Annotated in this window: 12 protein-coding genes and 2 tRNA genes; 9 read left to right on the top strand and 5 right to left on the bottom strand. The window is 61.5% G+C overall.

The annotated features are described in order from the left end of the window. Positions 1-158: 158 nt before the first annotated feature. Entirely contained in the window at positions 159-3,644 is a 3,486-nt protein-coding gene (locus PKE98_RS25395; RefSeq protein WP_271198247.1) for a hybrid sensor histidine kinase/response regulator, read from the bottom strand. A 165-nt stretch (positions 3,645-3,809) separates the two neighbouring features. Between PKE98_RS25395 and PKE98_RS25400 the strand changes: the two genes are divergently transcribed. From PKE98_RS25400 to PKE98_RS25420, 5 genes are all read left to right on the top strand, one after another. Further along, the gene (locus PKE98_RS25400) at positions 3,810-4,379 is read left to right on the top strand and encodes a GNAT family N-acetyltransferase (RefSeq protein ID WP_271198248.1); all 570 of its coding nucleotides are present in this window, start codon (positions 3,810-3,812) and stop codon (positions 4,377-4,379) included. Between the two features lie 3 nt (positions 4,380-4,382). After that, positions 4,383-5,237 carry an AraC family transcriptional regulator gene (locus tag PKE98_RS25405; protein ID WP_271198249.1) on the top strand — a complete coding sequence of 285 codons (855 nt, stop codon included), beginning with the start codon at positions 4,383-4,385 and terminating at the stop codon, positions 5,235-5,237. A 29-nt stretch (positions 5,238-5,266) separates the two neighbouring features. After that, positions 5,267-5,980 (top strand): AzlC family ABC transporter permease, encoded by a 714-nt coding sequence (locus tag PKE98_RS25410; protein ID WP_271198250.1) that lies wholly within the window; start codon positions 5,267-5,269, stop codon positions 5,978-5,980. Then, complete coding sequence (locus PKE98_RS25415; protein ID WP_271198251.1) at positions 5,980-6,309, top strand: AzlD domain-containing protein; 330 nt, start codon at positions 5,980-5,982, stop codon at positions 6,307-6,309. The genes PKE98_RS25410 and PKE98_RS25415 overlap by 1 nt, the downstream gene beginning before the upstream one ends. A 180-nt stretch (positions 6,310-6,489) precedes the next feature. Further along, on the top strand, positions 6,490-8,364 hold the full coding sequence (locus tag PKE98_RS25420) for an MFS transporter (RefSeq protein ID WP_271198253.1): 1,875 nt from the start codon (positions 6,490-6,492) through the stop codon (positions 8,362-8,364). 135 nt (positions 8,365-8,499) lie between these two features. On the opposite strand, the gene sugE is transcribed toward PKE98_RS25420, so the two are convergent. The 3 genes from sugE to rdgC form a co-directional block, all read right to left on the bottom strand. Continuing rightward, the gene (gene sugE / locus PKE98_RS25425) at positions 8,500-8,814 is read right to left on the bottom strand and encodes a quaternary ammonium compound efflux SMR transporter SugE (RefSeq protein WP_271198255.1); all 315 of its coding nucleotides are present in this window, start codon (positions 8,812-8,814) and stop codon (positions 8,500-8,502) included. Between the two features lie 115 nt (positions 8,815-8,929). Then, positions 8,930-9,904 (bottom strand): bile acid:sodium symporter family protein, encoded by a 975-nt coding sequence (locus PKE98_RS25430; protein WP_271198256.1) that lies wholly within the window; start codon positions 9,902-9,904, stop codon positions 8,930-8,932. A gap of 28 nt (positions 9,905-9,932) precedes the next feature. Then, the gene (gene rdgC / locus PKE98_RS25435; RefSeq protein WP_271198257.1) at positions 9,933-10,853 is read right to left on the bottom strand and encodes a recombination-associated protein RdgC; all 921 of its coding nucleotides are present in this window, start codon (positions 10,851-10,853) and stop codon (positions 9,933-9,935) included. Positions 10,854-11,013: 160 nt separating this feature from the next. Here rdgC and PKE98_RS25440 point away from each other — a divergent pair. Both PKE98_RS25440 and PKE98_RS25445 read left to right on the top strand, forming a co-directional pair. Next, positions 11,014-11,089, top strand: a tRNA-Val gene (locus tag PKE98_RS25440). 17 nt (positions 11,090-11,106) lie between these two features. Next, positions 11,107-11,183: transfer RNA gene (locus PKE98_RS25445), tRNA-Asp, on the top strand. Between the two features lie 182 nt (positions 11,184-11,365). Here PKE98_RS25445 and PKE98_RS25450 read toward each other — a convergent pair. Continuing rightward, positions 11,366-12,127 carry a DeoR/GlpR family DNA-binding transcription regulator gene (locus tag PKE98_RS25450; RefSeq protein ID WP_271198258.1) on the bottom strand — a complete coding sequence of 254 codons (762 nt, stop codon included), beginning with the start codon at positions 12,125-12,127 and terminating at the stop codon, positions 11,366-11,368. 292 nt (positions 12,128-12,419) lie between these two features. On the opposite strand from PKE98_RS25450, the gene PKE98_RS25455 reads away from it, so the two are divergent. Next, positions 12,420-13,424 carry a phosphotransferase enzyme family protein gene (locus PKE98_RS25455; RefSeq protein WP_271198259.1) on the top strand — a complete coding sequence of 335 codons (1,005 nt, stop codon included), beginning with the start codon at positions 12,420-12,422 and terminating at the stop codon, positions 13,422-13,424. Further along, entirely contained in the window at positions 13,421-14,755 is a 1,335-nt protein-coding gene (locus PKE98_RS25460; protein ID WP_271198260.1) for an aspartate aminotransferase family protein, read from the top strand. Before PKE98_RS25455 ends, PKE98_RS25460 begins: the two co-directional genes overlap by 4 nt. The last annotated feature ends 21 nt before the right edge of the window (positions 14,756-14,776 follow it).

Below are 14,776 nucleotides of genomic sequence, written 5' to 3' on the forward strand. Positions count from 1 at the left end.
TGGCCTAAGGGTGTGCCCGGCTTTCAAACCCTCCCCCGATGATCAGTCGGAGACTATCTCCTCTTTCGAGGAGGAGTCGAGATACAAGGGTGTGCTCCGCGCACCAGCGATAGACGCGCAAATGAACTGGTGCGCGGAGCACACCCTACAAAAGCAGATCAGCGCAGCGGCAAATGCCGACTCAACAATGCCCGCAGCGCCGCCGGCTTCACCGGTTTGGGCAGGTAATCCAGCCCGGCCGCATGCACCTGGGCAATCAATTCCGGGCGGCCATCGGCACTGATCACCACACCGGGCACCGGCTCGCCCAGCCGCGTGCGCAGCCAGGCCATCAGCTCGGTGCCGGTTTCGCCTTCGTCCAGGTGGTAGTCCACCAGCACCAAGTGCGGGCGCACGTCCTCGGCCAGCAGGTGCTCGCATTCCAGGCGATTGCGCGCTGTCCACACCTGACAGCCCCAGCGCGACAGCAGGCTGTGCATGCCCACCAGAATGCTGTCTTCGTTATCGACGCACAGCACCTGGGCGCCGCTCAACTGATGGCCATTGGTGTCGCTGCCGTTGCTGTTTGCCGCTGCTGGCAACGGCGCTTTGGCCAGCGGTACGGTCACGCTAAACACGCTGCCTTTGCCCGGCCACGAGCGCACTTCCAGTTTGTGGCCCAGCACCCGGCACAGGCCGTCGGCAATCGCCAGGCCCAGGCCCAGGCCTTTTTCGGCGCGGGTCTGGTGGCTGTCCAGGCGTTTGAACTCTTCGAAAATCACTGCGCGTTTGTCTTCGGGAATACCCGGCCCGCGGTCCCACACTTCCAGGCGCAAGCCTTCGCTGCAGCGGCGCACGCCCAGCAGCACATGGCCGCTGGCATAGCGGAAGGCGTTGGTGAGGAAATTTTGCAGCACCCGGCGTAGCAGCTTGATGTCGCTGTCGACCCGCAGCCGGCTGCCACGCAAATGGAAACTCACGCCCTGTTCCTGCGCCTGGGCTTTGAATTCGGCCCCCAGCGTATCGAACAGCGTGTTGAGTTCGAACGCGTGGCGGTCGGGCGTGATGCGGCCGTTTTCCAGGCGGGAAATATCCAGCAGGTCGCTGATCAGGTCTTCGGCCGAACGCAGCGAGCTGTCCAGGTGACGGATCAGTTGCTGGGCCTCGGCCGGCAGCGCGTCGGGCTGGTGGGCGAGGGCGGCGGAGAACAGGCGTGCGGCGTTCAACGGCTGCATCAGGTCGTGGCTGACGGCGGCGAGGAATCGGGTTTTCGATTGGTTGGCGCTTTCAGCCACGCCTTTGGCTTCGCTCAGCGCCAGGTTGAGTTGCGACAGCTCATGGGTACGCGCCGCCACCCGTTGTTCCAGGCCTTCGTTGGCTTCTTTCAAGCCTTGCTCGGCGTCGCGGAATGCGGTGATGTCGGTGAAGCTCATAACAAACCCGCCACCCGGCATGGGGTTGCCGATCAGCTCGATCACCCGGCCGTTGGGAAACAGGCGCTCGGAGGTGTGGGCGCGGCCCTGGCGCATCCAGTACAGGCGCCGCTCCACGTGTGCATCCGCCTCGCCCGGGCCGCACAGGCCGCGTTCGGCGTTGTGGCGAATGATGTCGGCAATCGGCCGGCCCACGCTAATCAAACCGTCGGGGTAGTCGAACAGCTCCAGGTAACGGTGGTTCCAGGCCACCAGCCGCAAGGAGGGATCGACCACGCTGATGCCCTGGGTAATGTTTTCGATGGCGCCTTGCAGCAGGGTGCGGTTGAACTGCAGCACCTCGGAGGCTTCGTCGACGATGCGCACCACGTCCTCGACCTGCATATCGCGGCCTTCGATGGCCGCCTTTACCACGGCACGGGTGGACGAGGCGCCGAGTACACCTGCCAGCAGGCGCTCGGTGTGGGCAATCCAGTCACCGTTGGCCGGCTGGTCGGGGTTAAAGCTTTTGCCCTGGCGGTAGGCGAAGCGAATAAAGCTTTGCTGCGCCCGCTCTTCGCCGACAAAGCGGCTGGCCAGGTTCAGCAAGTCGTCCACCTGCACCGCGAGCAGGTTGCGGCTGCTGGGTTTGGTGCCGAACTCCTGGCTGATAAAGCGCCCGGCCTGCCAGTGCTCGGCCACCCGCGTGCGGGAGAAATACGACACCCAGACAAACAGCGTGCAGTTGCTGGCCAGTGACAGCACCACGCCGCGGGTGAGCGGGTCAACGTGCATGCCGATGGATTGATAGAGCAGAAATTCCAGCCCCGGAAATTTCGCCAGCGACCAGCCCAGGCTGTGGGCCACCACCGGCAACACCAGGGTGTAGAACCACACCAGGCAGCCAGCGGTCAGCCCGGCAAACACGCCGCGGCGGTTGGCCTGCTTCCATAACAGGGCGCCGAACATGGCCGGGGCCAGTTGAGTGATGGCGGCAAAAGAGATTTGCCCGATGGTGGCCAGGCTGGCGTTGGAGCCCAGCAGGCGGTAGCAGACATAGGCCAGCAACAGAATGACCACAATGCTGACGCGGCGTACCGAGAGCATCCAATGGCGGAATACTTCGAAGGGCCGTTCGGCGTTTTGCCGGCGCAGCAGCCAGGGCAGCAGCATGTCATTGGAGACCATGGTCGACAGTGCCACCGCTTCGACGATCACCATGCCGGTAGCGGCCGACGCGCCGCCGATAAAGGCCAACATCGCGAGCGCAGGGTGGGCGTGGGCCAGCGGCAGGCTGATAACGAACGAGTCGGGAATTACCCCTGCCGGCAGCAACATCTTTCCGGCCAGGGCGATCGGGATAACGAAGAGGGCGGCCAGCGCCAGGTAGGCCGGAAATACCCAGCGTGCCAGACGCGTATTTCTCGGCTCGATGTTCTCCACCACGGTGACGTGAAACTGCCGGGGCAAGCAGACGATGGCCATCATCGCCACACCGGTCTGCACGATCAGCGACGGCCAGTTGATGGTCTCGGCCCAGAAGCTTTCCAGTTGCGGCGCGGCCCAGGCCTGATTGAGCAAATCGCCAAAGCCGTTGAAAACGCCCCAGGTCACATAGGCACCCACTGCCAGAAACGCCAGCAATTTCACCAGTGACTCAAAGGCGATGGCCAATACCATGCCGCGGTGGTGCTCGGTAGCATCCAGGTTTCGCGTGCCAAACAGGATCGAGAACAGTGCGAGCACCAGCGAGACCACCAGGGCGGTGTCCTGCGAGCGGGTGCCGGTGGTGTCCTGCACATGGCCGGTGCCGATCAGCATGTTCACGCCGAGCACGATGCCTTTGAGTTGCAGGGCAATGTAAGGCAGCACACCCACCAGGCAGATCAGCGCCACCACTACCGCCAGCAACTGCGATTTGCCGTAACGGGCAGCGATAAAGTCGGCGATGGAGGTGATGTTTTCCTGCTTGCTGATCATCACCATCTTCTGCAGCACCCAGGGGGCGAACAGCATCAGCAGAATGGGGCCGAGGTAAATCGGCAGAAACGACCAGAGTTGCCCGGCGGCCTGGCCCACGCCGCCGAAGAAGGTCCAGCTGGTGCAGTACACCGCCAGTGACAAGCTGTACACCCAGGCCTGCACTTTGGGTGGCATGGGCGTGCGGCGGCGGTCACCGTAAAAAGCGATGGCGAACATGATGGCCATGTAGCACAGGGCGACCGTGGCGATCAGCCCGCTGGACAGCGACATGCGTACTCCGAGAATTCTAGGTTTTATTTGTGCTGCTGGCGCCACGAGGCGGAACGCCGAGGTGCTGGTCAGTGTCGCATCAAAGTGTCATTCAGTCAGGCGCGACTAAGGTCGCAGGCCCTGATTGCTATTGCCGCGCAGCCGCGCTTTCAAAGGAATTCAGTCATGTTCAAACCCCAACTCATCACCTTGCAACGGGGTGCGTTACGCCTTGAGCCCATGCTCGATGCGGATATTCCGGCGTTGGTCACGCTGGCCGAGGCCAACCGCGAGCAGCTCATGTACATGAGCGGGCCGCTGCGCCTGGACTGGTACCGCGCTGCCCTCGGCCAGCAGCGTGAAGACCAGGCCTTGCCGCTGGTGGTGCGCCTGGGAGATCGGTTGGTGGGCACCACGCGTTTTTTCGACTTTCAACCGGCGCTGCCCTCGTGCGAAATCGGTGGCACCTGGCTCGATGCCAGCCAGCACGGCACCGGCCTCAACAGCATGATCAAGTACCTGATGCTGCGGCATGCCTTCGAGAGCTGGCGCATGGTGCGGGTGCAACTGCGCACGGCCGCCAGCAACCTGCGTTCGCAGGCGGCTATCGATAAACTCGGTGCCGTGCGCGAGGGGCTGTTGCGCAATCACCGGCGCCTGGCCGATGGGCGTCTGGACGACAGCGTGCTATATAGCCTGACCGACCGCGAATGGCCGGCGGTCAAGCAACAGTTAGAGGCGCGTTTTAGCGGGTAGCAGATGGCAGCGGCGGGTGAGCAGACACGGTTCTGGCAGGCAGAAGAGTTGGGTGGCGTCGAGCTATTGCATGCCCACTACATCGAACAGCGTTTCGCTCCCCATGTGCATGACGGCTACGTGTTTACCGTAATCGAACGCGGCGCCCAGCGTTTCAACCACCGGGGCGCCGAGCACCTGGCGCCGGTCGGCAGCATGGTGCTGATCAACCCCGACGAACTGCATACCGGCTCCAAAGCCCATGACGAGGGCTGGCTGTACCGCGCCTATTACCCGGAAATCAGTCAGGTCAATTCGGTGTTCGAAGAACTCGAGTTGGCGCCCGATGGTTTGCCGTCCTTCTCGGCCAGCGTGCTGCAAGATCCGCAACTGGCGGCTCTGTTCAGTGGCCTGCACCGCCTGCTCGGCGACGGTCACACCTCAGCGCTGGAGCGGCAAACTGCCTGGCGTGAAGCGGTTCTGTTGCTGTTTCAGCGTCACGCCAACGTGCGCACGGCGGCCGAGGCTGGGCGTGAGCCGCAGGCTGTGGTGCGGGCCAAGGAGCTGCTCAGCGCGCAATTGGCCGAGCCGCCGTCGCTGGAACAACTGGCATCTGCGGTCAACCTGTCGCCCTTTCACTTTGCCCGTGTGTTTCGCCGCGCCACCGGGTTGCCGCCCCATGCCTGGCTCAAGCAGCGGCGCCTCGAACAGGCGCGCGCGCTGCTCAAGGCCGGCTGTGCGCCGGTGAGCGTGGCGGTGCAGTTGGGCTTTTCCGATCAGAGCCATCTCACCCGTCAGTTCAAGCAAGCCTACGGCGTGGGGCCGGGGGAATATCGGCAGGCGTGCGCAAGATCGTTCAAGACGGTGGACGACGTCTGACCTAGGCTTGCGGGTCAGGAGGAGCTTCAATGACCCGCTCGCAGTTGTTTGTTTATGGTTTGCGCGACAGTGTGCCGATGATTGTCGGCGTCGCCCCCTTTGGCATTATCTACGGCACCCTGGCCAGCGTGGCCGGCCTTAGTCTGTGGCAGGCGTTGGGTATGTCGATGCTGGTGTATGCCGGTTCTGCGCAGTTTATTGCCATCAGTTTGCTCAGCGCCGGCACCGGCGCCGCGGTCATTCTGTTCACCACCTTGATCGTCAACCTGCGCCATGTGCTCTATAGCGCATCGTTGCAACCCTTTATCGCCCACCTGCCGCAAACCTGGCGCATTCCGTTGGCCTTTGGCCTGACGGACGAAACCTTTGCCGTGGTGCAGCGCCGCTACCTCGCCCATGGCGCCGGCAACCACGGCCAGTGGTACCACGCCGGCGTGGCCTTGGCCCTGTACCTGTGCTGGATCAGCTCTTCGCTACTCGGCGTGCTATTCGGCCAGGCGATGCCGAGCCTGGCCGACTGGGGCCTGGACTTCGCGATGTTGGCGACCTTTATCGGCATCGTCGTGCCGCTGCTGCGTAATTTTCCTCAGGTGGCGGCCGCGTTGGTGGCCGGTGCCGTAGCCGTGGTGTGCCATGGCTTGCCCTACAAGCTCGGGCTCCTGGCGGCGGCTATGGCGGGGATTGTGGTGGGCGTGGTACTGGAACGTCGCACCCAACCGGCAGTGGCCGGGGAGGGCGTGTGATGCAGACCTGGTTACTGATTCTGGGCATGGCGCTGATCACTTTTTCGGTGCGCTACAGCCTGTTCGCCTGGCCCAACCTGCGTTTTGCGCCGCTGGTGTTGCAAGGTCTGCATTACGTGCCGACCGCCGTGCTCACCGCCATTGTGGTGCCGGGCATGTTGCTGCCCGATGGCGAGCACCTGGCGCTGCGGCTGGACAACGCCTATCTGTTGGCAGGCCTCGGGGCGATCATGATTGCGGCGGTTACCCGGCATCTGCTCGCCACCATCGGTGGTGGGTTTGTGCTGTTCTTTTTGCTGCGGTGGGCGTTTGGGCAATTGCCGTTGTAGGGTACCTGGCTGCGTCAACGCGATGGAGCACCTAATCGGCGGACACCCCTGGCGGGGTATTCGCCCTACATATTTTCGTATTTCTCTGCACAAATTCCGTTTTGCCCTGTGGCTTTGTGCCATGCACATGCAGTCCAATGCTGGACGGCCGGCGTGGCCTCACACAGGTACACAGGGATCATGACCACACACTCGCAGTTTGCCTTGCTGGGTAAAAAACGCTTTCTGCCCTTCTTCGTTACGCAATTGCTCGGCGCCTTCAACGACAATATCTTCAAGCAGTCGCTGATTCTGGCCATCCTCTTCAAGCTCACGATTTCCGGCGACCGCACGGTGCTGGTCAATCTCTGCGCGTTGTTGTTCATCCTGCCGTTCTTTTTGTTCTCGGCCCTGGGCGGCCAGTTCGGTGAGAAGTTCGCCAAGCACAAGCTGATTCGCGCCATCAAGCTGGCGGAAATCCTGATCATGGCGGTGGGGGCTGCCGGCTTTTTGCTGAATAACCTGACGCTGATGTTTCTCGCCCTGTTCGGCATGGGCACGCACTCGGCGTTGTTCGGGCCGGTGAAGTATTCGATTCTTCCGGCAGCTCTGCAGGAAGACGAACTGGTGGGCGGCAATGCCCTGGTGGAAATGGGCACGTTCCTGGCCATTCTCGCCGGCACCATTGGCGCCGGTGTGATGATGTCCGAGCAGACCTATGCACCGCTTGTGGCCACGGCCATCGTGGCCATCGCCACCGCCGGTTATCTCACCAGTCGCGGCATTCCCGCGGCGCCGGCGGCACTGCCGAGCCTGGCGCTGGACTGGAACATTTTCCGCCAGTCATGGGCGATTCTGCGCATGGGCCTGGGCCAGCGCCCGGCGGTGTCGCGCTCGATTGTGGGTAACTCGTGGTTCTGGTTTCTCGGCGCCATTTATCTCACGCAGATTCCGGCCTACGCCAAAGAGTGGCTGTACGGCGATGAAACCGTGGTCACCCTGATTCTTACCGTGTTCTCGGTGGGCATCGCGCTGGGCTCGATGCTGTGCGAGCGCCTGTCGGGCCGCAAGGTAGAGATTGGTCTGGTGCCGTTTGGCTCCATCGGTCTTACGGTATTCGGCATTTTGCTGTGGTGGCATTCGGGCAACTTCCCGCAAACCGCCGAGGCGCATACCTGGCTGCAAGTGCTGAGCTACGGCCAGGCCTGGTGGGTGCTGGGCGACATTCTCGGCATCGGCGTATTTGGTGGCTTTTACATCGTGCCGCTGTATGCACTGATCCAGTCGCGCACGGCCGAGAACGAGCGGGCGCGGGTGATTGCCGCCAACAACATTCTCAATGCGCTGTTTATGGTGGTTTCGGCCATTGCTTCGATCCTGTTTCTGACCGTCGCCAAGCTGAGCATTCCGCAGCTGTTTCTGGTGGTGTCGCTGATGAACATCGCGGTAAACAGCTACATCTTCAAGATCGTTCCCGAGTTCAGCATGCGCTTCATGATCTGGCTGCTCAGCCATTCCATGTACCGCGTGGAGCACCGAGGCCTCGAGCAGATTCCCGATGAGGGCGCGGCGGTGCTGGTGTGCAACCACGTGTCGTTTGTGGATGCGCTGCTGATTGGTGGCGCGGTGCGCCGGCCGATCCGCTTTGTCATGTACTACAAGATCTACAACCTGCCGGTGCTCAACTTTATCTTCCGCACCGCCGGCACCGTGCCGATTGCCGGGCGCAGTGAAGACTTGCTGATCTACGATCAGGCCTTCAAGAAGATTGGTGAGTACCTGAAAAACGGTGAGCTGGTGTTGATCTTCCCCGAGGGCAAGTTGACCACCGATGGCGAGATCAATGAGTTCAAGGCTGGGGTTACGCGCATTCTCGAAGAGAACCCGGTGCCGGTGATTCCGCTGGCGCTGCAAGGGTTGTGGGGCAGCTTTTTCAGCAAGGACCCGAACAAGGGTGTGTTCCGTCGGCTGTGGTCACGCATCACCCTGGTGGCCGGTGCGCCGCTGGCGCCGGAAGCGGCTACGCCGGCGGTGTTGCAGGCACAGGTCGGGGCGTTGCGTGGGGCAGTTAGGTAGATTTTTTTCGCCATTCCCCGTCGCCCTCGCGCGAGCAGGGACCCAGATCTCGCGCCTTGCCAACCTGTAGGCATGGCGCAAAATTCTGGATTCCCGCCTGCGCGGGAATGACGGAAATTGAGTTGAAGATGGCGATCAGTGACTGAGCTTCAACCCAATCAACCCGCTAATAATCAACGCCACACTGCCTAAGCGAATTAAGGTAACCGCTTCGCCAAACAGCACGATACCGGCAATGACGGTGCCCACGGCGCCGACCCCGGTCCAGATCGCGTAAGCGGTGCCCAACGGCAGCTCTTTCATGGCAAGACCTAGCAAGCCCAGGCTGACCAGCATTGCGCCGACGGTGAGTGCAGTGGGGAGAGGGCGGCTGAAGCCGTCGGTGTATTTTAGGCCAACGGCCCAAGCCACTTCGAACAGGCCAGCGACAAACAGAATGATCCAGGACATGGGCTGATTCCACAGAAAGTGGGGTCGTCCCCGATCTTTAAGGCGGCCCGAGGTCGTCCTCAGGCTGTGCAGTATTTTGCACAAAGCTCGCCCAAGGGCAAGCCTGTGATGTGTTTCAGGATAAGGGTTGCGCCGGCTTTTCCAGCTCAACAGGCGCCACCACATCGTCTTCCATGCGGCGGAACCAGGTGGCCAGCAAGGCCCCGGAAATATTGTGCCACACGCTGAACAGCGCGCTAGGCACCGCCGCCAGTGGTGAAAAGTGCGCGCTGGCCAGCGCCGCACCAAGTCCTGAGTTCTGCATGCCCACTTCCAGCGCCAGAGATTTGCGTTGCGCCAGCGGCAATTTGAACACCTTGCCGGTGAAGTAGCCGAGCAGAAAACCGAAGCTGTTGTGCAGAATTACCACCGCCATGATCAGCAGGCCGGACTCGGCAATCTTCGCCTGACTGGCCGCCACCACGGCACTGACGATCAGCACGATGCTGACCACCGACACCAGCGGCAGCACGTCCACTGCCAAGCGTGTACGTTCACCCAGTAGCCGTTGCGCCGCCACGCCCAGCACGATTGGCAGCAACACCACCTGCAGAATCGACCAGAACAGGTCGGCGAATGACACCGGCAACCAGGCCGAGGCCAGTAGCCAGATCAGCGCCGGCGTCAGGAGCGGGGCGAGCAGGGTGGTGACGGCGGCGATGGCCACCGACAACGCCAGATCGCCCTTGGCCAGCCAGGTCATCACGTTCGAGGCGGTGCCACTTGGGCAGCAGCCCACCAGAATGACCCCGACCGCAATTTCTGGCGGCAACTGGAATAGCTGGCACAGCAGCCAGGCCACGCCCGGCATGATCACAAAATGCGCGACCACGCCCAGCGCCACGCGCCACGGATGGCGAGCGACTTCGGCGAAGTCGTCGAGCTTGAGCGTAAGGCCCATGCCGAACATCACCACGCCCAGCAGCGGCACGATGGCGACCTTAAGGCCGATAAACCAGCTCGGTACAAAGAACGCCACCACGGCGAACAGCAGCACCCAGTAAGCGAAGGTATTGCCGACGAATCGGCTGAGTGCTGCCAGAGCGCGCATGTAAGTGTCCTAAAGTGCTGTGGGAGGCTTAGATGCCCTGCGGGATTTCTTCGCCGCCGAGGGCTTCGAACAGCTGCGGCAGGAACTCGGTGAAGGTCAGCATCATCAGGGTGAAGCTGGCATCCAGTTGGCCCAGTGCTTCGTCGCCACCGTCCTGTTCAGCCTGGTCGGTGAGCAGGTCTTCAAAGCGTAGGCGTTTGATGATGGTTTTGTCGTCGAGCACGAAGGAGAGTTTGTCTTCCCAGGCCAGCGACAGCTGGGTGACGAATTTGCCGGCCGACAGGTGCAGCTGGATCTCTTCGCTGGTCAGGTCCTGACGCTTGCAACGCACAATGCCGCCGTCTTCCTGAGTGTCGCGCAGCTCGCATTCATCCAGAACGTGGAAGCCTGGCGCGGCGGTCTGGGTTTTGACCCAGTCGGTCATGGTGGCGGTCGGGGCCACTTTTACCGACAGTGGGCGCACTGGCAACGAACCGATGGCCTCGCGCAGGGTGGACAGCAGGTCTTCGGCTTTTTTCGGGCTGGCGGCATTTACCAGAATCAGGCCCTGCTTCGGCGCGATAGCGGCGAAGGTGGACGAGCGACGGATAAAGGCGCGTGGCAGGAAGGCCTGGATGATTTCATCCTTGATCTGGTCGCGTTCTTTTTTGTAGACCTTGCGCATTTGCTCGGCTTCGATTTCGTCGACCTTCTCTTTGACCGCGTCGCGCACGACGCTGCCCGGCAGAATGCGGTCTTCTTTACGCGCGGCAATCAGCATGAAGTCTTGGCTGACGTGCACCAGCGGTGCGTCTTCACCTTTACCGAAGGGCGCGATAAAACCGTAGGTGGTCAATTCCTGGCTGGCGCAGGGGCGAGCGGGTTTGGCGGCCAGTGCGGTTTCCAGTGCTTGCGCATCGAAGGGCAGATCTTGGGTGAGGCGATAGACGAGCAGGTTACGGAACCACATGAGGGCAGAACTCCATTTTTCGCAAAGCGCGCATTATTCCCCCCTGGGCGCCATTGGCCAACCCTGCGCTAAGCCTTTGGAACGTCAGTAAAAATTATTTTAAAAAGGGCTTGCCAGGGTGAGCATCGCTACGTATCATGCGCCCCACTTCGAGAGTGAAGGGTGATTAGCTCAGCTGGGAGAGCATCTGCCTTACAAGCAGAGGGTCGGCGGTTCGATCCCGTCATCACCCACCAATCTCTTGAGGTTACGCGCAGCGGTAGTTCAGTCGGTTAGAATACCGGCCTGTCACGCCGGGGGTCGCGGGTTCGAGTCCCGTCCGCTGCGCCATATTTAGCTAGCTCTATAGACTGAAGTAGAGCAAGCGCTTGAAAAGCGACCTTAGGGTCGCTTTTTTCGTTTCTGCGTTTCCAAAAACATTCCCGTTTGGGGGTGTGCGCTTCTTTGTTTTCGCTGGGGTTGCGTCCGGATATCCCTGCAGCGGCGCTCTATTTGCAAGCGCCGCCCTGCGGTCACGCCTGTTGAATGGTGACCTTTTGCTGCGTCAGGCTTGTCAGCAATTTGCCACTCGGCGGCTGGTCGGTGATCAGACTGTCGACCTGGTGCCACGAGGCGTAGCGCCCAGCAAAGGTGGTGTTGAATTTCGAGTGGTCGGCCACCACCACGGTCTTGCCGGCGCGCTGCACCATGGTGCTGTACACGGCGCTGCAATCGAGCAGTGCTTCGCTCGGCCCTTCCTCGCTCAAGCCACTTGCACCCAGCACCGTGTAGTCGGCAGAAAACCCGTTCAAAAACGCCACGGCATGGGCGCCGACCATCGCGCCCTCCGTCGGGTTGTACTCGCCTGGCACCACAATCACGCGAATGGTCGGGTTGATCGATAGCACGGTGGCCACGCCAAAGGAGTGGGTGATCACGGTGATGTTTTTCATCTCGGTGGCGATGCGCCGCGCCACGTGCACGGTGGTGGACCCTGAACCAATCATGAGCAGCTTTCCATCACTGATCAGTTTTACCGTCGCCTTGGCAATGCGCTCGCGTTCAGCCACGTACATGCGGTGGCGTTCGGTTACCGGCGGCTCCTGGGCAATGGCGCGAACGGCGCCGCCGTAGGTGCGGTTCAGGTGACCGCCGCTGGTCAATTCATCCAGGTCGCGGCGGATGGTCTCGGTGGACACATCGTGCAGTTTGGCCAGGTCGACAATGCGCAGGCTCGGCGCGTTGTTCAGTTCGGCAAGAATTTTGGTTTGGCGTGCGGTTTTGGCTTTAGACATGCGCGCGGCGTTCTCGTGTAGGTGGCTGGCGCAGTCTGGCTGCGCTTCTGTGGTGTTCGCCACAAAAAATCTGCGTTAAGTGGCAATAATAGATCAAGCTGTTGTGTGGCGGCCATCGCTGCGCCCGACTTTATTGCGCCGCCCGGTTGTTGATTTTCCTCGGGTTTACCTGAGACAGCCGATCAGCTCCTAGCGGTCCTGCCACAAAAATATGTTGCAACCTCCAATTTAAAGCTTGGCAGTCCTCAGATAAATGTTGTACTTCTATCATATCTGGGGTGTGGAGGTTGTCATGCTGTACGAGAGCGATTTTCTGCAACGGCTGGAGTGTGGCTTGCGCGGCGCCCTGCCGGCGTGGGGCATGCCGCAGGAAGCAGCGCTGACGCTGCTGGCGATCTCCGAAAACGCCACCTATCTGGTCGAAGACCGCGCCACCCACAAGCGTCTAGTGCTGCGGGTGCAGCGGCCGAACTACCACAGTGTGGCTGAGGTGGAGTCTGAGCTTGCCTGGATACATGCCCTGCGCGACTCGGGCCTGGTGAGCGCGCCGGCGCCGATTGCCACGCTGGACGGCGCCGCCTGGCGGGCGTTCGAAGATGACGGCGTGCTGCGCACTGTTACCGCCTTCGAATGGATGCCGGGCAAGGAGCCGGACATGAGTACCGATCTAGCGGGCTGGTACCGCGTACTGGGGCAAATCAATGCGCGGCTGCATCAGCACAGCCGCCAGTGGGCCAAGCCCCAGGGCTTTGTGCGCAAGGTGTGGAATTTCGACACCATCATTGGCGAGCAAGCTTATTGGGGCGACTGGCGCGAGGCGTTGGGGTTGAGTGCCGAAGGGCGTGCGGTGCTGGAGCGCACCCATCAATTGTTGCGCGAGCAGACGGCAGACTACGGTATGAGCGCCGAGCGTTTCGGGCTGGTGCACTGCGATATGCGTCTGGCCAATCTGCTGGTGGAAAACGATCATCTGAGCGTCATCGATTTCGATGACTGCGGCCTGAGCTGGTTTGTTTACGACTTCGCCGCCTGCATCAGCTTTCTCGAACAAGACCCGCGCGTGCCGGACTTTCTCGCCGCCTGGCTGGATGGCTACCGCAGCGTATCGCCGCTCTCGGCCGAGGATGAGGCGGCCATCCCCATGCTGATCATGTTGCGCCGCATGCAGCTCACTGCCTGGGTGGCCAGTCATGCCGAAACGCCGACGGCGCAGTCGATGGGCACCGATTACACCCGTGGCACGGTGGCTTTGGCCAAGCGCTACCTTCAAGAACAGGCAGAGAGGGCGCCGGTATGACTGAGTCAAAGCAAATTCTGGCGCTCAATCGCTTCGATGCGGGCAGTACGGCACACCTGGATGCGCGTGTGGCCAATCTGGTCGAGCGCCGCATGCGGTCGTTTGGGGCTTCGTCGGTGCTCTTCTATCAGAAGCCGTTGGAGATCGTGCGGGCCGAAGGCGTCACCATGTACGACGCTGCCGGCAAGCCGTATCTGGACGTCTATAACAATGTGCCGACCGTGGGCCATTGCCATCCGGCCGTGGTGGCGGCCATCAGCGAGCAGGCGGGCAAGCTGGCGACCAACAGCCGCTACCTTTACGAGAATTTGCACACCTATGCCGAAACACTGCTGGCGACGTTCCCGTCGGCACTCTCGAACCTGGTGTTGACCTGCACGGGCAGTGAAAGCAACGACATCGCCCTGCGCATGGCGCAAACCTATTCCGGCGGCACTGGTTTTGTGGTGACCGAGACGGCGTATCACGGCAATACCAGTGCGGTCATGGAAATTTCCCCATCCTCCTACAAAAAGGGGCGGGCGCTGCCGGCGCATATTCGCAGCATTCCCGCGCCGGACAGCTACAACCTCGCGCCGGGGCGGGATGTCGGCGCTGTGTTTGCCGCCAATCTGCAGGCGGCCATTGATGACCTGGAAAGCAGTGGCGTGACCTTCGCGGGGCTGATCGTCGACACGATCTTTTCCAGCGATGGCGTGTTTGCCGATCCGGTGGGGTTTCTCGCCAAAGCGGTTGAGGTGACACACAAGGCGGGCGGGCTGTTTATTGCCGATGAAGTGCAGCCTGGCTTTGGGCGAACCGGTAAAGGGCATTGGTGTTTCGCGCGGCACGGTGTGGTGCCGGACATCGTTACTTTAGGCAAGCCGATGGGTAATGGTTTCCCCATGGCGGGGGTGGTCACCCGGCCTGAACTGCTTGAGGGCTTCTGTGCGGAAACGGGCTACTTCAATACCTTCGGGGCGAACCCGGTGGCGGCCGCAGCCGGCTTGGCGGTATTGCAGGTAATTGAGCGCGAAGGCTTGATTGCCAATGCGGACAAAGTGGGCACGCTGTTGCGCGATGGCTTGCGCCAGTTGGGCCGCAGCGATGCGCGCATTGGTGATGTGCGCGGCGCAGGGTTGTTTGTTGGGCTGGAATTCAGCGGTGCCGATAAAGCGCCGGATGCCGAGTTGGCGGCGTATGTGATCAACGCCATGAAAGAGCGCGGCGTGTTGATTGGCGCGGCCGGTGCCTACGGCAACGTACTGAAGATTCGCCCGGCGTTGTGCTTTAGCGAGGCTAACGCCGGGTTCTTCGTGGAGACGCTGGCAGCGGTGTTACGAAGTGTCTGATCGGATGTTGGGCAACTATCG

It is taken from the genome of Pseudomonas turukhanskensis, from assembly GCF_027922365.1.
Lineage (GTDB): Bacteria > Pseudomonadota > Gammaproteobacteria > Pseudomonadales > Pseudomonadaceae > Aquipseudomonas > Aquipseudomonas turukhanskensis.

Bases quoted from the DNA above. Each gene is read 5' to 3' on its own strand.
- PKE98_RS25395 (WP_271198247.1), bottom strand. From the start codon at position 3,644: ATGTCGCTGTCCAGCGGGCTGATCGCCACGGTCGCCCTGTGCTACATG.
- PKE98_RS25400 (WP_271198248.1), top strand. From the start codon at position 3,810: ATGTTCAAACCCCAACTCATCACCTTGCAACGGGGTGCGTTACGCCTT.
- PKE98_RS25405 (WP_271198249.1), top strand. From the start codon at position 4,383: ATGGCAGCGGCGGGTGAGCAGACACGGTTCTGGCAGGCAGAAGAGTTG.
- PKE98_RS25410 (WP_271198250.1), top strand. From the start codon at position 5,267: ATGACCCGCTCGCAGTTGTTTGTTTATGGTTTGCGCGACAGTGTGCCG.
- PKE98_RS25415 (WP_271198251.1), top strand. From the start codon at position 5,980: ATGCAGACCTGGTTACTGATTCTGGGCATGGCGCTGATCACTTTTTCG.
- PKE98_RS25420 (WP_271198253.1), top strand. From the start codon at position 6,490: ATGACCACACACTCGCAGTTTGCCTTGCTGGGTAAAAAACGCTTTCTG.
- sugE (WP_271198255.1), bottom strand. From the start codon at position 8,814: ATGTCCTGGATCATTCTGTTTGTCGCTGGCCTGTTCGAAGTGGCTTGG.
- PKE98_RS25430 (WP_271198256.1), bottom strand. From the start codon at position 9,904: ATGCGCGCTCTGGCAGCACTCAGCCGATTCGTCGGCAATACCTTCGCT.
- rdgC (WP_271198257.1), bottom strand. From the start codon at position 10,853: ATGTGGTTCCGTAACCTGCTCGTCTATCGCCTCACCCAAGATCTGCCC.
- PKE98_RS25450 (WP_271198258.1), bottom strand. From the start codon at position 12,127: ATGTCTAAAGCCAAAACCGCACGCCAAACCAAAATTCTTGCCGAACTG.
- PKE98_RS25455 (WP_271198259.1), top strand. From the start codon at position 12,420: ATGCTGTACGAGAGCGATTTTCTGCAACGGCTGGAGTGTGGCTTGCGC.
- PKE98_RS25460 (WP_271198260.1), top strand. From the start codon at position 13,421: ATGACTGAGTCAAAGCAAATTCTGGCGCTCAATCGCTTCGATGCGGGC.